The sequence below is a fragment of the Neptunicella marina genome (genome assembly GCF_014270035.1).
GTDB lineage: Bacteria > Pseudomonadota > Gammaproteobacteria > Enterobacterales > Alteromonadaceae > Neptunicella > Neptunicella marina.
This window is the reverse complement of record NZ_JACNEP010000007.1, coordinates 259,909-281,930: the sequence shown is the minus strand read 5'-3', so window position 1 is coordinate 281,930 and position 22,022 is coordinate 259,909. Positions and strand designations below refer to the sequence as shown.

17 protein-coding genes and 6 tRNA genes are annotated in these 22,022 nt (G+C 43.1%); 19 read left to right on the top strand and 4 right to left on the bottom strand.

What is annotated here, in order from left to right; translation table 11 throughout:
* Positions 1–144 precede the first annotated feature (144 nt).
* Together H8B19_RS11275 and H8B19_RS11270 are read right to left on the bottom strand one after the other, a co-directional pair.
* Positions 145–221: transfer RNA gene (locus H8B19_RS11275), tRNA-Ile, on the bottom strand.
* 146 nt (positions 222–367) lie between these two features.
* The gene (locus H8B19_RS11270; RefSeq protein ID WP_186506977.1) at positions 368–3,121 is read right to left on the bottom strand and encodes a choice-of-anchor B family protein; all 2,754 of its coding nucleotides are present in this window, start codon (positions 3,119–3,121) and stop codon (positions 368–370) included.
* A gap of 111 nt (positions 3,122–3,232) precedes the next feature.
* Here H8B19_RS11270 and H8B19_RS11265 point away from each other — a divergent pair, with 111 nt between their 5' ends.
* The gene (locus tag H8B19_RS11265) at positions 3,233–3,910 is read left to right on the top strand and encodes an MbnP family copper-binding protein (RefSeq protein ID WP_186506976.1); all 678 of its coding nucleotides are present in this window, start codon (positions 3,233–3,235) and stop codon (positions 3,908–3,910) included.
* Positions 3,911–5,014: a methanobactin export MATE transporter MbnM gene (locus tag H8B19_RS11260; protein ID WP_194362704.1), complete on the top strand. Its 1,104-nt coding sequence runs from the start codon at positions 3,911–3,913 to the stop codon at positions 5,012–5,014. It begins immediately after the preceding gene.
* A gap of 14 nt (positions 5,015–5,028) precedes the next feature.
* On the opposite strand, the gene H8B19_RS11255 is transcribed toward H8B19_RS11260, so the two are convergent.
* Positions 5,029–5,673 (bottom strand): MBL fold metallo-hydrolase, encoded by a 645-nt coding sequence (locus H8B19_RS11255; RefSeq protein ID WP_186506975.1) that lies wholly within the window; start codon positions 5,671–5,673, stop codon positions 5,029–5,031.
* A 218-nt stretch (positions 5,674–5,891) separates the two neighbouring features.
* Here H8B19_RS11255 and H8B19_RS11250 point away from each other — a divergent pair, with 218 nt between their 5' ends.
* The 10 genes from H8B19_RS11250 to H8B19_RS11205 all read left to right on the top strand — a co-directional run bounded on the left by H8B19_RS11250 (position 5,892) and on the right by H8B19_RS11205 (position 18,109).
* Complete coding sequence (locus H8B19_RS11250; protein ID WP_186506974.1) at positions 5,892–6,221, top strand: hypothetical protein; 330 nt, start codon at positions 5,892–5,894, stop codon at positions 6,219–6,221.
* A 340-nt stretch (positions 6,222–6,561) separates the two neighbouring features.
* Positions 6,562–9,438, top strand: a complete 2,877-nt coding sequence (locus tag H8B19_RS11245) for a TonB-dependent receptor (protein ID WP_186506973.1) — start codon at positions 6,562–6,564, stop codon at positions 9,436–9,438.
* A 368-nt stretch (positions 9,439–9,806) separates the two neighbouring features.
* Positions 9,807–10,520 carry a LytR/AlgR family response regulator transcription factor gene (locus tag H8B19_RS11240; protein ID WP_186506972.1) on the top strand — a complete coding sequence of 238 codons (714 nt, stop codon included), beginning with the start codon at positions 9,807–9,809 and terminating at the stop codon, positions 10,518–10,520.
* Positions 10,521–10,531: 11 nt separating this feature from the next.
* On the top strand, positions 10,532–11,689 hold the full coding sequence (locus tag H8B19_RS11235) for a sensor histidine kinase (protein ID WP_186506971.1): 1,158 nt from the start codon (positions 10,532–10,534) through the stop codon (positions 11,687–11,689).
* A gap of 254 nt (positions 11,690–11,943) precedes the next feature.
* Entirely contained in the window at positions 11,944–12,939 is a 996-nt protein-coding gene (locus H8B19_RS11230; protein ID WP_186506970.1) for a response regulator, read from the top strand.
* Positions 12,940–12,942: 3 nt separating this feature from the next.
* On the top strand, positions 12,943–13,425 hold the full coding sequence (locus H8B19_RS11225; RefSeq protein WP_186506969.1) for a PAS domain-containing protein: 483 nt from the start codon (positions 12,943–12,945) through the stop codon (positions 13,423–13,425).
* Positions 13,426–13,499: 74 nt separating this feature from the next.
* The gene (locus H8B19_RS11220; protein ID WP_186506968.1) at positions 13,500–15,203 is read left to right on the top strand and encodes an Lcl C-terminal domain-containing protein; all 1,704 of its coding nucleotides are present in this window, start codon (positions 13,500–13,502) and stop codon (positions 15,201–15,203) included.
* A 122-nt stretch (positions 15,204–15,325) separates the two neighbouring features.
* Positions 15,326–15,715, top strand: coding sequence for an Lcl C-terminal domain-containing protein (locus H8B19_RS11215; protein ID WP_241737571.1), 390 nt, complete (start codon positions 15,326–15,328; stop codon positions 15,713–15,715).
* An 87-nt stretch (positions 15,716–15,802) separates the two neighbouring features.
* Positions 15,803–16,585, top strand: a complete 783-nt coding sequence (locus H8B19_RS11210) for a DUF2884 family protein (RefSeq protein WP_241737570.1) — start codon at positions 15,803–15,805, stop codon at positions 16,583–16,585.
* A 207-nt stretch (positions 16,586–16,792) separates the two neighbouring features.
* Positions 16,793–18,109 (top strand): Na+/H+ antiporter NhaC family protein, encoded by a 1,317-nt coding sequence (locus H8B19_RS11205; protein ID WP_186506966.1) that lies wholly within the window; start codon positions 16,793–16,795, stop codon positions 18,107–18,109.
* A 21-nt stretch (positions 18,110–18,130) separates the two neighbouring features.
* Here the strand turns inward: H8B19_RS11205 and folD are convergent, their stop codons facing one another.
* The gene (gene folD, locus H8B19_RS11200) at positions 18,131–18,985 is read right to left on the bottom strand and encodes a bifunctional methylenetetrahydrofolate dehydrogenase/methenyltetrahydrofolate cyclohydrolase FolD (RefSeq protein WP_186506965.1); all 855 of its coding nucleotides are present in this window, start codon (positions 18,983–18,985) and stop codon (positions 18,131–18,133) included.
* Positions 18,986–19,230: 245 nt separating this feature from the next.
* Between folD and H8B19_RS11195 the strand changes: the two genes are divergently transcribed.
* From H8B19_RS11195 to clpP, 7 genes are all read left to right on the top strand, one after another.
* A tRNA-Pro gene (locus H8B19_RS11195) sits at positions 19,231–19,307 on the top strand.
* A gap of 30 nt (positions 19,308–19,337) precedes the next feature.
* Positions 19,338–19,414 (top strand) — tRNA-Arg (locus H8B19_RS11190).
* 39 nt (positions 19,415–19,453) lie between these two features.
* Positions 19,454–19,529 (top strand) — tRNA-His (locus H8B19_RS11185).
* A gap of 7 nt (positions 19,530–19,536) precedes the next feature.
* Positions 19,537–19,621 (top strand) — tRNA-Leu (locus tag H8B19_RS11180).
* 27 nt (positions 19,622–19,648) lie between these two features.
* Positions 19,649–19,725: transfer RNA gene (locus H8B19_RS11175), tRNA-Pro, on the top strand.
* Between the two features lie 256 nt (positions 19,726–19,981).
* A complete protein-coding gene (gene tig / locus H8B19_RS11170; RefSeq protein WP_186506964.1) occupies positions 19,982–21,283 on the top strand; it encodes a trigger factor in 1,302 nt (433 codons plus the stop codon).
* A 99-nt stretch (positions 21,284–21,382) separates the two neighbouring features.
* On the top strand, positions 21,383–22,000 hold the full coding sequence (gene clpP, locus H8B19_RS11165; RefSeq protein WP_186506998.1) for an ATP-dependent Clp endopeptidase proteolytic subunit ClpP: 618 nt from the start codon (positions 21,383–21,385) through the stop codon (positions 21,998–22,000).
* Positions 22,001–22,022 lie beyond the last annotated feature (22 nt).

Genomic DNA, 22,022 nt, shown 5'->3' with positions numbered 1-22,022 from the left:
TTTATCCTAATAAACACATGTCGGATCTTCAACTACTACTAAGTGTATAGATAAATCTTCTTAATTTGGTAATAATAAAGGTAGCACAGAGGTAGCACCAACCAAATCAGGTTAGTAGTAACTATCATTGAAGCGTAGAAAAAATGGTGGCCCCACCTGGACTCGAACCAGGGACCTAACGATTATGAGTCGTGCGCTCTAACCAACTGAGCTATAGGGCCATTTTTGATATGTTGTCGGCATGCTAAAAGTGAAACCTGATGCCAGAGTTGCTTTGAAAGCGACGCGCAGTATAAGGAGTTTTTAAATTAATGTCATCTGTTTGCGCGCCGCATTTTAATTGATTGGTGAAATTTTCATCCACTATTCAATTACTTCGACTATCCCGCCTCAAGTTTGTGAGTTGATTTTGTCGCCAGGCACAGAGTGTTGCTAACAAAAGTAAGCCAAACCAATTCACACTGCCGCCTGAATCGCCAGCCGATGATGTTCCTCCACTCGCGTCCGATTTAACTACTTTAATACTGACACTGCTTTTGCTTAATGCGCCAAAGGGATCGGTTGCAGTAAGCTCAAAGGTTAAATCAGCATTGTTATTAGGTGCGGTAAATATTGCAGTTAAGGTGTCTTTATCGCGTAAGTTAACAATAACACCGCTGGTTTGCAGCCAACTATAGGTGAGATTGTCACCGTCTTCATCGGTCGCACTGGCAACAAGTTCAACACGTTGTAAGGCGTTGACTTGCTGATTGTTGCCTGCGTTTACGCTTGGCGCATGGTTACTTTCGTCATCTTTAATGGTAATGACAACTTCATGCGGATTACCGAGTAAGTCCTGATTAGCCGCAGATAATGTCAGTAATAGCGTTTCATCACTTTCTACGTCGCTGTCATCAATGGGCGTTAGGGTTAATGTTTTGGGAGCTAGATCATTGGCCTGCCAGGTTAAGGTGCCTTCAATTCCTTGAATATCTGCGCCTATGTCTGCCGTTTGTGCGGTTAACTGATAATCGACGCTAAATGCTTCGGCCACATTGCCCTGGCGCGCGACTGTGATGGTTTGCGCGGATCCATTTTCATACAAGGTCAGCTCATTTTGGGTAAATGAGGCGCTGTTGGTAGCCGTTTTACCGGCAATGGTCACATTGACTAACTTGTTGCTGCCCAATTGCGTTTTACTACTGGGTTGGTACAGGCGAACAAAGAAGCTCTCATTTAATTCAGTATCATTTTGATCTGGGGTAATCGTTAACGTAATGGTTTTGGGGCTTGTATCACCGGCCGCCCAGGATAACGTGCCTTGCTGAGCGCTAAAGTCGTTGTCGGTCGCGGAGCCAGTCAATGTTTCGTAGTTCACTGTGGCGGCCTGGGAGCTGTTGCCGCTGCGATTAACGCTTAAGGTAATTTGTTCACCTTCTTCACTGGTAAGGTGATTATCACTAAAGCTTAAGGTGTCATCGGCAGGATTTAAGGTCTCGTCTTTTAAAATATATAAACCGCTACCAATGTCGCTGACTAATATCAGGCCACTTGGCAGAAACGGATAAACGCCCCAGGCGCCATTAAAACTGCTGTTGTCAGATGAAGGGAAAGTATCAAAATAACCAATCTGTTCAGGTGAGGCCGGATTACTGATATCCAGCACAGTAACGCCGCGTTCGTAATTCGACATGTAATAACGGTTACCGCGTACAAAGCCGTTATGGTCGATGGCGGCGGTGGGGCCGGTCCAGGTGCCGGCTAATTGAGGCGAATGTAAATCGCTGATGTCGAAAATACGCAAGGTGGTATTAAGGCCAAATTGCATTTCATCCAGTTCATCATGAACAAAAATAAATTGCTGATCTTCGCTCCACCAGCCTGAGTGCACATAAGCTGCGTTACTGTAGGTGGTTCTGCTTAAGTTTGAGCGTCTGGTTAATTTGCTTTGATCCCACAGTCGAATTTCATCTTCGTTAAAATCTAATAGGACCAGGCAGCCATTTTCGGTGGCGTTATTACACTGTGCTGTTTGCGCGCTATCGCGAGTGACAAATGAACTGGCGTCGTGGGTGTAGTCACTGCGTGTTTGTCCTGATGGGATCATTTCATCGGATAAATCGGTAGGATCCGTTAATGAATAGCTGTGCTGGCTGCCACTTAAACGATTGGCACCTAAAATCTGCAATAGGGGAGGGAAGCCAGAGTTAGCAATATTCAGTGAATAATCCACGCCACTGATGTAAACATTATGGGCGGTAGCGAAGGCGAAATCGTTACTGGCCAGAGTGACCGATTCAGGAAGATGATTGAGATCGATTATGCTGACGCCATCCCCCCGGGTTTCGCTGGTGACATAAGCATAGGCACGCCAGCGTCCCTCTGCAGCTGAGTAATATTGATAGACTTTAATATCACGCCAGTCTGAAGAAAAGCCACTAACGCTCCCCACAACTTGTGGTGCTGAGGGATTAGCTAAACTCACCACACCCACACCATGGCTCAGGCCAATTAAGGCATATTCAGTACCGTTATTTAAATCAATGTGTCCCCAAATATCATTGGCGGCATAATGACTACCAGAGAATTGTTCAATCGGTACATGCGCGACCAGTGACATGTTATGGCAAGGGAAGGCTCCAGCACTGCCATTGGTGCAGGCAACGTCCTGTTGAGCTTGCTTTAACTGATTATCGGTGGCAAATTTTGCCGCAAGTTTTTGATGATTAATATTACGTGACTTGGTATCGGCCAGTACCGCGAAGCCTTGTTTTTGCATATCGCTGGCAAATTCAAATGGCAGGCCAATCAGGCGTGTAGCGAAAAGTGATGGATTTTGCACATTGTAATTATCAATACGGCTGTAACCGCCTAACACCGGCACCAGTTGGCTGGTGAGGTAATAAATTTCCGATTCATCACTAATAAGATAATCACCCTGGGCTACCAAAATGGTATCGCCTTTGTTGGCATGAGTCGCGGCATACAACAAGGTTTTACATGGGCGAAAACGGTTGTCACACCGTCCTTCGTCGTTGCCATCAGGTGCAATAAATCGTGCTTTGTCATGTTCTGCATGAGCCCATATGACTTGACTCGGTACAGACAAAACCATAATGATCAACAACCTGATTAACCGCATTACTTTTCCTTTATGACGCTGATAGCAAATCCAAGATGGCTTAATTTTTATATGATCGGCGTTGCATTAGCAATGCTTTCAGGCTGCACGCAACAAACAGCCAGTTATGGTGTGAAGTTTAATATACAGTCAGAGCAACAATCGCTGAGTTGTACTGGCGAAATTAACGCAAATGAACAGCTTTGGAATATAGAAAAATTCGGATTTTTTATCAGTGATTTACGGGTTAAAACCACAGCTGGTTGGCAGGCATTAGATTGGGTTGAATCCAATTGGGCAAGCAAACACACTGGCCTTATTTATTTATCTGATGATTGCCAAATGCCTGGACGCGGCAATTTAATGTTGCAAACCGAGCAGCAGATAAAGTGGCCTGATGTGACCAATATTCGTTTCACGGTAGGTGTGCCTTTTGAGGAAAATCATGCCAATCCTTTAACGCAAAACTCACCTCTGAATATGCCGGTAATGTTCTGGAGCTGGCAGGGTGGGCACAAATTTCTGCGATTGGATTTGCAAAATGAGCAAACGGCCTGGGCATTTCATTTAGGCAGTACGGGCTGTGAAGCGGCTAGTCAAATGCGTCGTCCGGAGAAAGCCTGCTCAAAGCCAAACTCGATAGACATTGAGATTGCTAATCCAACCAGCAACCAGATAACCGTTAATATTGATGCTTTATTCAATTCAATGGTTTTAAATAATCAAACCTCATGCACCTTTCATCATGGGCAATCAGATGCATGTGAGAGCCTAATTAATAAGGTTCCTGCCATGTTTGGAGTGAAATAATTGATACGTTTAGGTGTGATTGGTTGGGTTAGTTTTTTGTTGGTCGTGTGCAGCCCATCGCCCGACACTAAGCCATTTAACTGGTCGTTGCCTACAGGTTTTCCAACGCCTTTGGTACCAGATGATAATCCTATGACTGAGGCCAAAGTCGCACTGGGGCGGGTGTTATTTTATGATATTAATTTGTCTTTTAATCAAACGCAGGCCTGCGCCAGTTGTCACCAGCAACAATATGCTTTTGCGGAACCTTTAAAACACTCAGTTGGTAGCACAGGAGAAGCGCACCGACGTAACGCGCAATCTTTAGTGAATGTGGCTTATAACGGCCATTTGACCTGGTCTAACAATGCGCTCAATAGCATTGAGCAGCAAATTCTGATCCCCATGTTCAGTGAAACACCACATGAGCTTAATATTACCGGGCATGAAAATGAGGTATTACAGCGTTTTCAAACCGAGGCGTATCAGCAATTAAACCAGCGTGCGTTTGGTGAAAAGCAGCTCACGTTTGACCATATAGTTAAAGCGTTGGCCAGTTTTGTGCGTAGTTTGTTGTCTTTTGATAGCGCCTTTGATCGCTATGCTTACCAGGGAAATGATAACGCATTAAATGAATCAGAATTGCGCGGTATGAATTTGTTTTTTTCTGAACGGCTGGAGTGTCATCACTGTCACGGTGGATTTAATTTTACTCAGTCCAGTGTACATCAACAGCAGCAACTGGATTTAAGCCAGTTTCATAACACGGGTTTGTATAATTTAGATGGTAAGGGGGCGTTTCCAGACTCAGACCCCGGCTTAATTGAAATCACCGGAGATCCTAAGGATATGGGACGATTTAGAGCACCCACCTTACGTAATGTCGCATTAAGCGCACCTTATATGCACGATGGCAGTTTAAACACGCTGGACGATGTGATTGAGTTTTATAATCTGGGCGGTCAGGGAGCCGGTGTAACCAGCCCACTAAAAAGTCCGTTTATTCGACCTTTGTATTTGTCTGTTCAGGAAAAACAGGATTTAAAAGCGTTTTTAATGGCATTGACTGACCCACGTTTTGTCTCAAATCCTGCGTTTGCAGCTTTACCGGCTGCAGGCGAGTAAAGTGTTAATACCATTTAGCCGTAATTTTTATCGGATACGAATGGATTGCTGGATTTTTCCTGACCGATGGTGGTTGTAGGGCCATGCCCGGGGTAGACAGTAACATCATCGGGCAAACTAAATAGTTTGCTTCTAATTGATTCAATCAGTTGCGCATGATTACCCTGCGGAAAATCGGTGCGCCCAATAGAGCCTGCAAATAACACATCACCAACAATGACTTTTTTGCTGGTCGGTTCATAAAATACCAGGTGACCCGGTGTGTGACCCGGGCAATGTAAAACCTGTAATGTCTTGTTACCCAAACTGACAGAATCGCCATCTTTTAACCATTTAGTGGGGGTAAAGGCTTTAATATTGCCAAAACCAAACATGGCACTTTGTTGTTCAAGGGCGTTGAGCCAGAAGGCATCGTCCGGATGTGGCCCGTTTACTGGAACCTGTAATTTTTGTGCAAGGTGTGTTGTGGCGCCTACATGGTCGAGGTGTCCGTGTGTGAGCAAAATTGTTTTGACGCTGAGTTGAAGCTCATTTATTTTGTCCAAAATGAGTTGTTCATCTCCACCTGGGTCAATAATGGCAGCATCCAGTGTATCCGGATCCCAGATGATGGAACAGTTTTGCTGAAATGGGGTAACGGGAATAACAACAATATTCACGGTTTAACCTGCTTTTTGACTTCAAATTGTTATTTATACTATCAGTACAATGTAAAAGCTTCACCTTGTAGATGGGCAGGGCTTTATAAATATGGGCTGTGACCCCGTTAACAGATAATTAACTGGTGCGCATTTTTAAAAACTTTGTTATCTTTTAGCTAATAATTATAAGTGCAAAAAATTTTTCGTGGGCTCAATGCTCATCGATGGAGTTGAAGATGCAAGAGAAACCCTTCCTGTTAAGCGGCAGAAACACCATTATTCACAAAGTGCGTAAGTTTGATCTGTTAATACTTAATGGGGACGATTATCCACCTGTTTTAGTCACTCACCGTGGTCTGAAGCCTTATTCTGGCAAAATTCCAGAAAATAAACGCGATGCCAAATTAATGGATATGGAATTGGTTGATGTGACCGTGGGGGATGTTTTTGGTGATGAAAAAGTCCTAATTTTTGTGCAAACCATCAACGGTAAAGAATACAAAATAGATTACAGTAAAGCAGATAGTGATTTGTTTATAACTGTGCATCAGGATAGTTTGTTTTAAACTAGTTTAGCTGAATGTCGGAAATTTAAGCCCCTCTAATTTGGGGCTTTTTTGTGTATTTTTTCATCCAGTGGTGTAACGCTTTTCGTACCGTGAACTGTTAGGTTTATCCCTAAGACAAATGTAGGAATAAAATTGTCGTTAAACTGCAATAATTCACTACTAATCTGTTAGTTACCACCAATCCCGCCCTTGTGTTTCGTTTAATTCGGAACATCAGGCGTGTATTTCATCCCTTCTACGCCGTTTTTATGGAACTTCTTGTTAGCGTGCCGTATCACTTTGTTGCTTGTGCAACAGGGGAGATAGCAAATAACTAAAACCAGATTTGGGAAATTCCATGAAAAATATTACTTTCAAAGCCAGTCTTTGTGCACTGGCTGTTGCGGGAGTATTAAACGCAGGTGTTGCCTCCGCTGCCGATAATACTTCAGGTACCATTCAGGGCAAGGTTGCAGCTGCAACTGAATCCAATTTCCAGCAGTACCATGTTGAAATTTCTAATCCTGCTACCGGTTTCAAAAAATCTGTAAGCCTAAACGCCAGCGGTGATTATCGTTTGCCTAAACTGAGTGCTGGTTCATACTCAGTTCGCATTTTCAAAGGTGACGAAGTTAAATTAGAACGTACCGTTAGTGTTGATATCAGCCGCGATACCGTGGTTAATTTAAAATCAGGTTCTGTAGAACGCATTGCGGTAACTGGCCGGGCGGTTTATCTGGATACTAGCTCAGCTGAAGCGGGTTTAAACATTTCAGCAGAAAGCCTGGGGAAAATTCCTGTTCCACGTGATGTAACCAGCGTTGCCATGTTGGCACCAGGTGTTACTTTGGGTGATACCTCTTTTGGTGATACCGGCCAGACATTCGCGTCTTTTGGTGGTGCATCTGTTGCTGAAAACGCCTTCTATATTAACGGTCTAAATGTTACTAACTTCCGTAATGGTATGGGCGGCAGCGGTATTCCATTTGAATTCTACGACAGCTTTGAAGTAAAAACCGGTGGTTATTCTGCTGAGTTTGGTCGTTCAACCGGAGGTGTGGTAAACGCGGTAACTAAACGCGGTACTAACGATTTCCACGCTGGCGCAACTGCATACTGGGAACCTAAAAGTCTGGCTGACCAGGCGCCCGATGTTCACTACAGAAATGGTGAAGTTTACATCAATAACCATGACGATGTTCGCGACAATATGGAAGCAAACATCTATGCCAGTGGTGCATTAATTAAAGATAAACTGTTTTTCTACGGTATTGTAACCGCTCGTGATACTAAACAAGAAAACATGTTGGCGGGCTCAAACCAGATTGATAAGTATGAATCAAATGACCCATTCTGGGGTGCTAAAATTGACTGGCAGATCAGTGCTGACCATTCAATTGCGATTACTGCATTTTCTGACGAAACGACTAACCCAACATACTCATATGACAGTGATGGTAATGTAAAAGGTGTGACTGAAGAATCACGTGGTGGTAAAAACTATATTGTTAATTACCGTGGTTATTTAACCGACACTTTCACTATGTCTGCACTTTATGGTGTTAATAAATATTCACTGACCACTGAATCTGATGCGGATGTAAATTGTCCGCTGACTGTCGATGTGCGTGAAAGTGCTTCTACGGTATATCCTGGGTGTTGGGTTAACCAAATTGCTGAAAAAGGTGACGATGAGCGTAAAGCGGCACGTTTAGACTTTGAATGGCAGTTTGATGATCACCTAATCCGTTTTGGTTATGACCGTGAAGAAAACTCTTCATTCAGTGAACAGCATTATTCTGGTGGTGAATATTACCGCTACATGGATACTGAGCCGGGTGCAGAGCTAAATAATGGTGGTATTGTTCCAGATGGTGTTACTCAGGTTATTCGTATTCGTAAACTGGATAATATTGGTAGCTTTGAAACTATCTCCAGTGCTTATTATTTAGAAGATACCTGGAATGCAACTGACGAACTGACAGTGACTGCGGGTATTCGTAACGAAACGTTTGATAATAAAAACGTGTATGGTGAATCTTTCATCAAAGTTGATAACCAGTGGGCACCGCGTTTAGGTATTATCTGGGATGTTAATGGTGACGGGGATGCACGTGTATATGGTAATTTTGGTCGTTATTACCTGCCGGTAGCAAGTAACACCAACATTCGTTTAGCTGGTGCTGAAGATGATCGCTCTCGCTTCTACGTGCTGGATGGTGTGAATGATGAAGGCATTCCAAGCTACGATCCTGCCAATGAAATTGGCAGTGAGTTAATCAACTCAAACGGTGAAGTGAAAGATCCACTGCAAATTGTTGACCAGACAATCAAACCCATGTACCAGGATGAATATATCCTGGGTTATGAGACGGTTGTTGCTGATCAATGGTCAATGGGTGTACGTGCTGTTTATCGTGACCTGAAAGTGGCGATGGATGACATCTGTAACATAGATGACGTAATGGTTGCTAAAGGTTATCCAAACAACCACACCAGTTGTGTACTGACCAATCCAGGTACTGATATGGAAGTATCATATACCGATAAAGACGGTAATCTGGTTCCTGTTAGCATCTCGGCTGAAGAGCTGGGCTTTGAAGAAGCAAATCGCCAATACATGGCATTTGAATATAACTTCGCTAAAAACTGGGACGGTGTATGGTCATTACAGGGGTCTTATGTATGGTCTCATTCGTGGGGTAATGCAGAAGGTTATGTTAAGTCTGATAATGCGCAAGATGACGCAGGCCTGACTCAGGACTTCGATTTACCTGAATTGATGGATGGTGCCTACGGTAATCTGCCAAACGACAGACGCCACACTGTTAAGTTGTTCGGATCTTATGCTATCGATAGCGAATGGTTGTTAGGTGTAAACTTTATGCTGCAATCTGGTCGTCCGGTTAATGGTTACGGTGTTGGTCATCCAAATGGTACTCCTGATTACGGTGACACTTTCTATCTTGATGGTGAAAACTTTGTACCTCGCGGTACATTTGGTCGCACAGACTGGGTTAGCAAAGTGGATATGTCCGTTCAATATACCCCAGAGTGGGATATGGCTGATGTAACTTTCCGTGCTGATGTTTTCAACATCTTCAATCAGGCAAGTGTTACACAGGTATACGAAACCGCTGAGCAAAGTGTAGGTGTTGAAGATCGTAAGTTCTTATTACCTACTGGTTTCCAGGCTCCTCGTAGCGTGCGTTTAAGCGCCAGCATCCGTTTCTAATCGGAATGGTTGTGGGAGGGATAAGCATCATTTCATCGAAATTGTTGGTTTTATCCCTCCAATGTGACATTTCGTCACAAGCTTGTTACATGTCGCGATGAAGTCAGTAAGATCTCATCGTCGGCCTGATAACCCGACTTACACTGTTTAGAATTTTACTGAACATGTATAAACCCTGGATAGTTTAAGCTGCGCATTTTTAGCGCAGCTTTTTTTTATTCTGCATTTTTATTTCTCTGCTTAATGTAATTAAATTTCCTTTGCTGTTATGTGGTTAGTCTTATTCTATGGTTTTTTAGGCTTTTTTAACCTGACAACGCTGTCTTAGTCCTTTATATTGCGCGCCTTCTCTTAGCGTCGGAGTTTACATGTACCAGTGTATTGTCGTTGATGATGAACCTCTCGCGCGTCAGCGCATTTGTGGTTTTATTGAGCAGCAGTCAGGATGGCAAGTTGTGGCACAGGCATCGGATTACGAAGAAGCAAAGGAATTGTTAGTAGAATATCAGCCTCATGCCTGTTTTATGGATATAAGTATTATAGGTGGCAGTGGTTTGGATTTGGCCAGATCTCTGAGCTCTAAAATTAATTGTGCGTGGATTTTTAGCACCGCGTACAACGAACATGCTATCAACGCATTTGAAATAGATGCAGTTGACTATCTGTTAAAGCCTTATGATAACGCGCGCTTGCTGGATGCGTTAAATAAAGCAGAAAAGCGTGTGCCGGTAAAAAGCATTTCCCGCCCGGATATACTGGCAATTAAGTCGGTGGGTTCGGTTGAGTTTGTAAATGTAAAAGATATTTTATGGGTTAAAGGATCGTCTAATTACGTTGAATTACACTGTGATGATAAAGTGTTATTACACCGTGAGACGTTATCTAAATTAGAGCAACAGCTTAATCCTAAAACCTTTGTGCGAGTACATCGTTCTTCCATGGTGAATGTGCAGCGAGTTAAAAGCCTGAGTAGTGAGCTGGGACGATATTCATTACTGCATTTGACTAATGGCGATGAAGTTAAAATCAGTTCTGCCTACAAATCAAATTTGTTTGGTCGCCTTGGTTTAGAACTCAATTAATATTACTCCCTATGCCAGAATTGTTTTTCCAGTCATCCAACGAGCCGATCATTCATGATACTGAAAAGCCTTCTTTTTGGAAATTGCATGTATTGGGCTGGATGTTTTATGTTTTGATTCTGACTATCGATAATATTGCATTTATTGGCAGTGATAAGCTGGATAATGATCTCGTGATTTTCCCGGTGTTAACCAGCGGCATTATTGCGTTATTCTTAACCTGGCCGTTGCGTTATCTGTACCGGCATTTCTGGCGGTTGAAACCTGCACATCTGATTTTAGCTGTGGTTTTTAGCAGCTTGATGGTCGCTGTTATCTGGACACCATTAAAGAATATGGTGGTGTGGAGCTGGGAAGATCAGTTCTCAATTTTGCAGGCTTTTCAAGGGCATTTTGACGCAGAGCATCAACCTAGTCGTTTGTTTATGACGATTAGCTATGCGTTTTTTATGGTAATGGTATGGAGTAGCTTATATTTTGGTATTAATTACCATTTTCGGCTAGTACAGGAAAAAGAGCAGCATTTTCGGGCTGTGATGTTGTCTCACAAATCACAAATTAAAATGTTGCGTTATCAGATTAATCCTCACTTTTTGTTCAATACGCTTAATGCTATTTCTACTTTAGTGCTTCAAGGCTGTCAGCAAGGAGCCAATGATATGCTGATTAAGCTTTCTACCTTTTTCCGTTATTCACTCGATAATGATCCGGATAAAAAAATTACCCTCCGGGAAGAAGTCGATGCGCTTAAGTTATATTTGGACATCGAAAAAACACGCTTTGATGAAAGGCTGACGGTAGAGTTTGACATTGAACCTAATGCGTTAAATCTGTTATTACCTAGCTTGATTCTGCAACCTTTGGTTGAAAATTCGATTAAATATGCCATAAGCAAAATGCGTACAGGGGGGAAAATTTTGATTCAGGCGCATTGTATTCATGGCAGATTGTTAATGCGGGTTGAAGATAACGGTCCATTTACCAATTTGAACGACCTTGTGTTTAAAGAGCAAGGGGTGGGGCTTAAAAATATTCATGAGCGTTTGAATGTCACTTATCCTCAGCAACATAGCTTTGATATCAGTGTGGCTGAGCCTCATGGCTTTGCGGTAACCTTACAGATTCCAGTTGAACATCCGGTCTGCCAGCATCCTGATGCATTAGCGTAAATATTGACTTTACGCTGATTGAAACTTGAATATTTGCACCTAATTTTCCCGGAATTATCAGGTATTTATTTACATTAATTGTTTGATAATTGCTTTATCAATTGCCATTCTTGTCGATACATTAATATGTTGTTAAAAAATGTATCATGTCAGGTTGTTGCCTGTGGTTGTCGTTGATGGTTCAAATTGGGCATCCCGTTAATTTGCTGCTATCACTAGTGTTATAACCATTCACCCTGTTAAGGAAAACGTTTATGTTTTCGGTGCTTATATGTGATGACTCTTTGGTTGCACGCAAACAAGTTGCCAAGAGCCTGCCAGACGACTGGGATGTCGCGGTCCATTTTGCCAAAAATGGGCAGGAAGGAATTAATGCGCTAATAGAAGGTAAAGGACAGTTATTATTACTGGACTTAAACATGCCTGTTATGGATGGTTATCAGGTACTGGAACAAATTAAGCAGCAAGGACTATCAACCAAAACCATTGTTATTTCTGGTGATATTCAGCCGGAAGCCCATCAGCGAGTCCAAAAACTTGGTGCGCTGGAGTTTATTGAAAAACCTGTGCGCGCAGAAGTGTTGGAGCAGGTTTTAACCAAACATCAAATTCATACCGAAATTCATCATCAACAGGTTAAGCAGCTTGAACGACTTGATCCTCAAGTTCGTGATTGTTACCAGGAAATTGCTAATATTGCCATGGGACAGGCGGGAGATAATCTGGCGCGGTTGATGAACGTATTTGTGAAATTGCCTATTCCAAACGTTAATCTGATTGAAGTATCAGAGCTGGTAATGATGCTGCAGGATATTGAAGATGAAGAATCAGTTTCTGGTATTTGTCAGGGGTTTGTTGGGCCAGGTGTGTGTGGTGAAGCCTTGTTTATACTCAGCGATTCCAGTTTTGGTGACGTTGCTAAAATACTGAATGTTAAAGATGAAGTGGATGATCAGGTTCAGCTTGAACTGCTAATGGATGCCGCCAATATTCTGATTGGGTCATTTTTAAATGGTTTTGCCACTCAACTGGATATGCATTTTAGTCAGGGGCATCCGGTTGTGTTAGGACAGCACTGCAATATATCTGAACTGATTTCAACGAATAAAACCCGCTGGCGCAGAACCGTTGCGATAGAAGTGAGTTATGGCCTGGAAGGATATAATGTTCATTGTGATTTACTGATGTTGGTCACTGAAGAATCGATGAAAATAATGAACCACAAATTATCCCATTGGATGGAGGATTAATTCATGAGTGATCATACTGAATTGACAGAATTCCATTGGATGATGGATATGTTGCAAACAGTGGATGTGGGTTTGGTGGTGCTGGATAAAGATTATAATATAAAGCTGTGGAATGGATTTATGGAAAGTCACAGTGGCATGTTACCCAGTGAAGTCAGAGATAAATCTTTGTTTGAACTGTTTCCGGACATTGATTGCAACTGGTTTACTCAAAAAGCGCGTCAGGTGTTTGAATTAAAAAACCGGGCATTTATGATTTGGGAGCAGCGCCCTTATTTATTTCGTTTTCCTAACTATCGTCCGATTACTGGTAGTGAAGACTATATGTACCAAAATATCACGCTATCGCCGCTGAAAAGCACCACTGGTACGGTTGACCATATCTGCATGATGGTTTACGACATGACAGATGTCGCTGCCAGTAAAAAGCTTCTTGAAATTACCCAGGTGACACTGGGAGAAATCAATGAACGTGAAAGTGTCTGAAATCATATAAAACTATCAAGTATTTGAGTCAGCAAACGATACATTAGGCAGTTAAACTAAATAAGGACAGCCTGTTGTTACGTTTGTATTTTGTCAGTTTTATATTGTTTTCGTTACTGGCGTGTTCAGGCGAGGATACCTTATCGACAGCCCCTGTCGAGCAACCTCCCAAACCTGCAGTATCCATTACTCTTCCTGATGATTTCAGTGCTAACGAAAACTCGCTGGTCGCGTTAACCGGTAGTGCAAGAGGTCAAACTACAGAGTTAACTTATGCCTGGAGCCTTACTCCTGCTCTGGATATTGCTCACGACGATACTACGATGGCAGCCGCTTCTTTTACGGCACCTCAAACCACGGTTCCTGTTGATTACATTGCCAGCCTGACCGTGACTGACGGATTGGGCAACGCAGCAACCGATTCGGTAATGATTACGATTCAGCCAGTAAATACTTTGCCTACGCCGGTCATCGTCGCCAATCAACACGCTAATTATGCCAGCTTACAATTCCCTGCTGGGTCGGCAATTGTTTTGGATGGCACCAGCAGTTTTGATACAGACGCAGTCGATATAAATAATCCCATTACTGAATGGCGTTGGTCACAAACAGCCGGTAGCGATATTACTCAGGGAAAAAGTCTGGATGGGGAAATTTTGAGGTTAACTGCACCAATTGCAGATCCTGGTGAGTCCATGACATTTAGTTTAACCGTTACTGATGGCGAAGGCGGGCAGAACACAGCACAGGTTACCATCGCGGTGGTAGCGGCAAGTGATACTTTACCCACTGTTTATGCCGGAGAAAATGTAACCGTCACCAGTGGCGAAAATATACTGCTGTTAGGTCAGGCTGATACGGTTAATCCTGATGCCATGCCGCTTAGTTACCGCTGGTTAAATGATTCTCAACTGGCACCATCCATTGTCAGTGAAAATACTCTGGCAACCTATGCAGTCGCCCCCAGCGTGACTGAGTCATCCACTGCTACCTTTACCCTGCAAGTGACGGATGCACTTGGAAATAAGGTAGAAGATAGCTTGGATGTTAAAGTGGTACCACAGGTATTAAGTCGTTTAAATGACACTGGTGTTATTTTGCATTCTGATGGGTCAGCACAGGTAAATTCTCAGGCGTTAGTTGCGCAATATCCTAATCAGGATGCAGATAATGGGCGCGATGCTATCGCAAAAAATGGTAACCAGCCCAAAGCCGGTGAAGGCGACAAAGGTTTTGATTTTACCAAGCTGGATCTCTACGGTGATGAACTACCTGATAATGCGACGACCTGGCGTTGTGTGAGAGACAATGTTACTGGGCTAATTTGGGAAGTGAAACAAGCCAGTGCAGGTTTGGGATTTTATCAGCACAGCTTTTCCTGGTATCAGCAAGAAAATAATGGTGGTATTGATGGCGCGCTTAATGGTGCGGCAAGCAATTGCAACCTGGCACAATGTAATACCACTGATTATGTGTTGGCAGTGAACAATGCAGGAGTGTGTGGATTTTATGACTGGCGATTACCGAGCCATAACGAATTAGTGTCTATTTTGCATTTGGGCAAAACCACCGCTCCGTTAATTGATTCGAATTATTTTCCCTTTGCTACGTCGGGTTTAACCGCTCCTGTATGGTACTGGACAAGTGAGCCCAGTGCTGATGGTGTGAGTAATGATGAATCACAAAATGCCTGGGTGGTGGATTTTGCCACGGGTAATGACAACTTTATTAATAAAGGCAGTGCAGCACATATCAGACTGGTAAGGGCGGGGCGTTAATGAAAATACTAAAAATAATTTTAGGGACATTGGTATTGGTCAGCGCTTGGGCGACAGCTGACTGTCAAAATAATATTCCTGCATCAATTAATGAAGACCAATACACACAAATAACAGGAGGTATGCTAAGGGACAATACTAATCGGTTGTTGTGGATGCGTTGTGCAATTGGTCAGACTTGGAATCAAACCTCAGGGCGCTGTACCGGAGATGCCAAACCGATGAACTGGCAACAAGCATTACAATTAGCACATGGTTATGTTTTTAACCAGCAAACCGGCTGGCGATTACCCAATATGAAAGAGTTAAATACCATCGTTGAACGTCAGTGTGTTCGACCAGCAATCAACGAGGGCTTATTTCCTGACACTCCGGCTGATGATTTCTGGACGTCCACACCATCCATGACCGATCCAACCAAAAGTTGGGTTGTGGCTTTTTTTAATGGTAGCAATGCCACTAAAACCCAAACCTTGTTTCCCTATGTTCGTTTAGTTAAAACCGCAGATTAGCTCGCAATTTGAACACCTGAGCCTGTGAACCTTTTGTTTGGCTCAAATTAGATCCACAATACATTTGTATTAATGTGGATGTTGCATATGTTAAAAACACTCATGACCAGTTGCTTGTTGTTGGTGAGCTCCTCCTGCTTTGCAGACTTTGAATGCGATATGGATCTGCAGCAGGGCATTCTGGTTAATGATAATCAGATCCGTATAGTGGAAGACTACCGAACCCTTTATCAGATTAACGGCGATAATCAGTTGATTGTGCAAGGTGACTGGTTAATGCTAAATGAACAACAAAATCAATTGCTGGCCGAATTTTCACACGGTATCCATTATGCCATGCCCAAAATGGTGTTGCTCGCAACGGAAGGTGTCGATATCGCCATCAGTACAGTGGAAAATGTTTATCTTGGCCTGGTGGGAGAAGATCATACCAGTTATAAACGACTTTCCAGCGCGTTAAAGCGGGTGAAACGTAAGGTTGGCAAAAAATTTATCCATACCGAAGATTACTACTATATTGGTCCCCGTAGTCTGGAAAATGTTGATCTTCTGGTTGATGCCAAAATGGAAGAAGAAATCGAACATGCCATCAAAACCTCAATAGGTGGGATATTGTCCGCTATAGCCGGACTTACCAGCGATGGTGACGCTCAAACGCAGCAACGCATGGATAACCTATCATTGCGCCTGGAAACCATGGGCGCTGAAATCGAGCGTCAGGTTGGGCCGCGCGCGCAGACATTGCGTAATAAAGCTAAATGGTTTTGTGGCAAAATGAAACGTCTGGATGATGTGGAAAATCAGTTACGTAAGTCTATTCCTCAACTCCAACCATTTGATGTCATCGTTACAGGTCACCAGGTAAATTAATTTAAATTTCTTTTTAAACAATCAGTTAATGTTGTTTAAGGAGAATACAAATGCAAAAACGTTCGGCTAAAAAAACGGGATGCTCTTCAGGCACTGAAGAAGCTGATTGATTCATAATTGAACGGAATATTGCCACTGATAATTATCGGTTGCACCGAAAATCAAAATGGTTAGAATTCTAGACGTCTAAACGTCTTTGGTGAATTTATGCAAAACCATAATGCAAATCCGGTTGCCTTGTTACCACTTGTGCTCTTTCTGGCATTGTTTTTGGGAGTGGGTTTTTACTTCCAGTCACAAGGTGTCGATTTTGCGTTTTATCAGCTACCAGCGCCAGCAGCTATGTTACCGGCCGTGCTACTTGCTGTTTTTTTATCCCGTTTATCACTGGATAAAACCATTGCTGAATTTGTGCAAGGGGCAGGGCATAGCAATATCATTACTATGTGCTTGATATATCTGATGGCCGGGGCGTTTTCATCCGTTGCTAAAGCTTCAGGTGGCGTGGATGCAACCGTTGCTCTGGGGTTACAACTGGTGCCTGCCAGTTTTATTTTGCCAGGGCTTTTTATTATTGCAGCCTTTATTGCTACCTCAATGGGTACCTCAATGGGCACTCTGGCGGCCTTAGCGCCAATCGCCAGCGGTGTTGCACTACAAGCCGGAATAGAGCCCGCCTTAATGGCTGGTGTATTGGTTAGTGGTGCTATTTTTGGTGATAACTTGTCGATTATTTCTGATACCACTATCGCAGCAACCCGTACTCAGGGTTGTGATATGAAGGATAAATTCCGCGCCAACATTAAACTGGCATTACCTGCCGCCCTTCTGGTTATTGTATTACTGCTGACCCTTGGCGTACCTGCTGAAGTAACACCGCCTGATAGTTCAAATTTATGGTTAGTGTTGCCATATGTGCTGATTTTGATTTTGGCAGTCGCTGGCATGAATGTGTTTACCGTTTTAACCATAGGTATTGTCGCCAGCGCGCTATTGGGCATGTTATTTGGTGAATATCAGGTTGTTAGCATCGGTAAAGACGTATACAACGGTTTCACCCAAATGCAGGAAGTATTTATTTTATCTTTATTGCTGGGGGGCTTGTCGGCGTTAATGCGTCAGCAAGGTGGATTAGTCTTTTTAGTTAATGCAATTTCCAGACTTGTAAAAGCAACAGCGTTGCCAAAAGAATTGGGTTACTCAATCGGTATTGCGGGCTTGATAAGCAGTGTTAATGCCTGTGTGGCAAACAATACGGTGGCGATCATTGTGGCCGGAGATACAGTGAAATCACTGGCAAAGGAAGGTGGTATAGAAGCTAAACAAGCCGCGAGTCTTGTGGATATATTTGCGTGCGTATTACAGGGGATCCTGCCATACGGTGCACAGTTGCTGTTACTTGGTGCGAGTTTTTCTATCTCGCCTGTGGATATTATTCCCTTTGCTTTTTACTGTTATTTGTTGGCAATTATTACAATATTGAGTTTTGTCTGGCATTACATCAGACATAAAAAAGGCGCTTAAAGCGCCTTTTTATGGTGTGTATCAGGAGTGGTATTTTACGTACGCTTCAAGAGTATTTTCTATAAGGCTCGCAACTGTCATAGGCCCTACACCACCAGGTACAGGTGTGATCCAGCCCGCTCGTTCGCTGGAAACCTTGTATTCGACATCCCCCACTAGAGAACCATCATCCACCCGGTTAATACCTACATCAATGACAATGGCGCCAGGTTTAATCCACTCACCGGGAATAAACTCAGCTTTACCTACAGCGACCACCAGTAAATCTGCGCGTTCAACATGGGCTCGTAAGTTCTTGGTGAATTTATGACATACGGTGGTAGTGCATCCAGCCAGTAATAGCTCTAACGACATGGGACGGCCGACAATGTTAGATGCACCTACAACGACAGCATCCAATCCTTTTACCGGACGTTTGCTGGATTCTATCAGTGTCATAATGCCTTTAGGTGTGCAGGGGCGAAGGGCGGGCATACGTTCCGCCAGACGACCAATATTATAAGGATGGAAACCATCAACATCTTTATTAGGATGAATGCGTTCCAGAATTTCATTGGCATCGAGTCCCGCTGGTAACGGCAACTGCACTAAAATGCCATCGATTTCTTTGTCCTGATTTAATTTATCAATTAAATCCAGTAATTGCTGCTGACCCGTATTAGAGGGTAAATCAAAGGATTTAGACACGAAACCAACTTCTTCACAGGCTTTCCGTTTGCTTCCAACATAGACTTGTGAAGCGGGATCCGCGCCAACTAAAACGACAGCCAGTCCCGGAGCTCGTTTTCCTGATGAAACGATTGAACGAACATGTTCGGCTACATTCACTCTGACTTGTTTGGCTATTAATTTTCCATCAATAATTTGCGCTGGCATCGAGGGTTTTCTTTTTTTGACAATTAAACAGGGGCGCTATTGTCACACATCGCGTTGAATACAGGCAATCTTGATAGTTACTTTATTGACTGAAATACACCCGTTACTGGCTGTTTTTTGTGAACATTGCTTTAATTCTAATCATTCAAACTTTTTGTTTAAAAAAGTGTTTGACGACCTATAGGCAAGTGGGTAATATGCGCCTCCCATAACGGCAGGGCATCGTCGTTACTAGCTTTGAAAGGCGGTGAGTAGCGCAGTTTGGTAGCGCACTTGGTTTGGGTCCAAGGGGTCGCAGGTTCAAATCCTGTCTCACCGACCACTTGCTTGAACTGTCGCAGGTGCGTATTATGCGCCCGTAGCTCAGCTGGATAGAGCAACGGCCTTCTAAGCCGTGGGTCGCAGGTTCGAATCCTGCCGGGCGCGCCATTGGCGTTGCCTCAGTCAAGTGAAAAAAACACCTCTATGGTGGGCGTAGCTCAGTTGGTAGAGCCCCGGATTGTGATTCCGGTTGTCGTGGGTTCGAGCCCCATCGTCCACCCCACTTTCTTGCGGAAGTGGTGAAATTGGTAGACACGCTGGATTTAGGTTCCAGTGCTTCACGGCGTGAGAGTTCAAGTCTCTCCTTCCGCACCATTTTCACGGTTTCCGATAAAAATTATTCGGTGAGTAGCGCAGTTTGGTAGCGCACTTGGTTTGGGTCCAAGGGGTCGCAGGTTCAAATCCTGTCTCACCGACCATTTTCTTTTCCCTTTGTATCAATCAGTCACAGATTATTTGTGCAATTACCCGTAATAATTTCCATTATCTGGCGATTTTTTTAGGTTTTCGGCTCGACTCATAAAAAAGTCACCGCTATAATGCTGCGTCTTTTTTCTAGTCAAGTGTCTTTCATGGCGGTTGTTCAGTAGCGGAAATGCTTTCGCACATATATGTTGATCCCCTTAATGAATGACAAATTATAAGCGCCATACAGCGCAATATTGAGGTATAAGAATGCAAGTTTCAGTTGAGACGACTCAAGGTTTAGAACGCCGTCTGACGATCACAGTCGAAGCGGAAAATATTGATTCCGCAGTTAAATCACGTTTACAGCAATTAGCCAAGACTCAGCGTATTAACGGTTTCCGTCCGGGTAAAGTGCCAGTTAAAGTTATTCAAAAACGTTATGGTCAGGCTGTTCGTCAGGAAATCTCTGGTGAAGTGATGCAACGTAATTTCTATCAGGCGATTATGCAGGAAAAACTGACACCTGCTGGAGCTCCGACATTTGAACTGAAAAAAGATGTAGAAGGCGAAGGCATTGAGTTCGTTGCATCTTTTGAAGTTTATCCGGAAGTTAAATTGTCTGGCTTAGATACCATCAAGGTTGAGAAACCTGTTGTAAAAATTAACGCAGACGACGTAAAAGGTATGTTGGAAACACTGCGTAAGCAACACGCGACCTGGAGCGAAGTAAAACGCGCTGCTAAAGCAGAAGACCAGGTGACTATCGATTTTGTTGGTAGTATCGATGGCGAAGAATTTGAAGGTGGTAAAGCCGAAGACTTTACGCTGGAAATGGGCAAAGGTCGAATGATCCCGGGTTTCGAAGAGGGTATCGTTGGTGCTAAAGCTGGTTCAGAAGTCTCTGTTGACGTAACTTTCCCGGAAGACTATCACGCAGAAAATTTAAAAGGTAAAGCTGCTACTTTCGCCATTACAGTGAAGAAAGTTGAAGCATTAAATCTGCCTAAACTGGATGACGAATTTGCTAAATTATTCGGTATTGAGGAAGGTGGTGTTAAAGAGTTAAAGACAGAAGTGCGTAAAAACATGGATCGCGAATTAACTCAAAACCTGAAGAACCGTATCAAAGAACAAGTATTGACTGGTTTATTAGAAGCCAATGAAGTTGAATTACCAAAAGCATTGGTTGAGCAGGAAGTTGATGTTTTGCGTCAACAGGCAATTCAGCGTTTTGGCGGTCAAACTGGTGGTAAAACACCAGAATTACCAGCTGAACTGTTTAAAGAAAATGCAGAACGTCGTGTAAGCATTGGTTTGTTGTTAGGTGAAGTGATCAAACAAAACGAGCTGAAGGTAGATAGCGACCGTGTTGATCAGATGATCGAATCTGCAGCTTCTGCTTATGAAGATCCTCAGGAAGTTATTAGCTACTACAAATCAAATCAGGAATTAATGCAACAAATGCAGAATGTTGCCCTTGAAGATCAGGCAATTGACCTTATTCTTGAATCAGCACAAGTGACTGAAGTCGAAACACCATTCGATGATATCATGAACAAACAAGCTTAAAATCTTGCTTGTTCGTTGACTTAACCAGTCAGCAACTGATTAAATGCTCGGTGCTTACCGGGCATTTTTTTTATATATGGAAAATTGATCACTATTATGATGCAAAATAAAAATTTCGACATTCAAGATGCGCTGGTCCCTATGGTTGTTGAACAAACCGCCAAGGGTGAACGTTCTTATGATATCTATTCACGTTTATTAAAAGAGCGTGTTATTTTTCTGGTCGGTCAGGTTGAGGACCATATGGCCAATCTGATAGTCGCACAGATGTTATTTCTGGAATCAGAGAATCCGGATCAGGATATTTTCCTTTATATAAACTCGCCTGGAGGGTCTGTTACTGCAGGTATGGCTATTTACGACACCATGAATTTCATCAAACCTAATGTAAGCACGGTTTGTGTGGGTCAGGCTGCCAGTATGGGCGCGTTTTTATTATCCGGTGGTGAAAAAGGTAAGCGTTATTGTTTACCTAATGCACGCGTTATGATCCATCAACCACTGGGTGGTTTTCAGGGGCAGGCTTCTGACTTTGAAATTCACGCCAAAGAAATTTTATACATTAAAGATAAACTAAATCGTCTGATCGCCGGTCATACTGGACAGGATTACGATGTTGTTGCGCGAGATACAGACCGTGACAACTTTATGAATGCTGAAGAAGCAGTGAAATATGGTTTAGTTGATAGTGTTTTAACGAGCAGATTAGATAAATAGACTAAACTGAAAGTACCCTCGC

Excerpts from the sequence above, each read along its gene's own strand:
- H8B19_RS11270 (WP_186506977.1), bottom strand. The coding sequence starts at position 3,121 with ATGCGGTTAATCAGGTTGTTGATCATTATGGTTTTGTCTGTACCGAGT.
- H8B19_RS11250 (WP_186506974.1), top strand. The coding sequence starts at position 5,892 with ATGCAAGAGAAACCCTTCCTGTTAAGCGGCAGAAACACCATTATTCAC.
- H8B19_RS11245 (WP_186506973.1), top strand. The coding sequence starts at position 6,562 with ATGAAAAATATTACTTTCAAAGCCAGTCTTTGTGCACTGGCTGTTGCG.
- H8B19_RS11240 (WP_186506972.1), top strand. The coding sequence starts at position 9,807 with ATGTACCAGTGTATTGTCGTTGATGATGAACCTCTCGCGCGTCAGCGC.
- H8B19_RS11235 (WP_186506971.1), top strand. The coding sequence starts at position 10,532 with ATGCCAGAATTGTTTTTCCAGTCATCCAACGAGCCGATCATTCATGAT.
- H8B19_RS11230 (WP_186506970.1), top strand. The coding sequence starts at position 11,944 with ATGTTTTCGGTGCTTATATGTGATGACTCTTTGGTTGCACGCAAACAA.
- H8B19_RS11225 (WP_186506969.1), top strand. The coding sequence starts at position 12,943 with ATGAGTGATCATACTGAATTGACAGAATTCCATTGGATGATGGATATG.
- H8B19_RS11215 (WP_241737571.1), top strand. The coding sequence starts at position 15,326 with ATGCTAAGGGACAATACTAATCGGTTGTTGTGGATGCGTTGTGCAATT.
- H8B19_RS11210 (WP_241737570.1), top strand. The coding sequence starts at position 15,803 with ATGTTAAAAACACTCATGACCAGTTGCTTGTTGTTGGTGAGCTCCTCC.
- H8B19_RS11205 (WP_186506966.1), top strand. The coding sequence starts at position 16,793 with ATGCAAAACCATAATGCAAATCCGGTTGCCTTGTTACCACTTGTGCTC.
- folD (WP_186506965.1), bottom strand. The coding sequence starts at position 18,985 with ATGCCAGCGCAAATTATTGATGGAAAATTAATAGCCAAACAAGTCAGA.
- tig (WP_186506964.1), top strand. The coding sequence starts at position 19,982 with ATGCAAGTTTCAGTTGAGACGACTCAAGGTTTAGAACGCCGTCTGACG.
- clpP (WP_186506998.1), top strand. The coding sequence starts at position 21,383 with ATGCAAAATAAAAATTTCGACATTCAAGATGCGCTGGTCCCTATGGTT.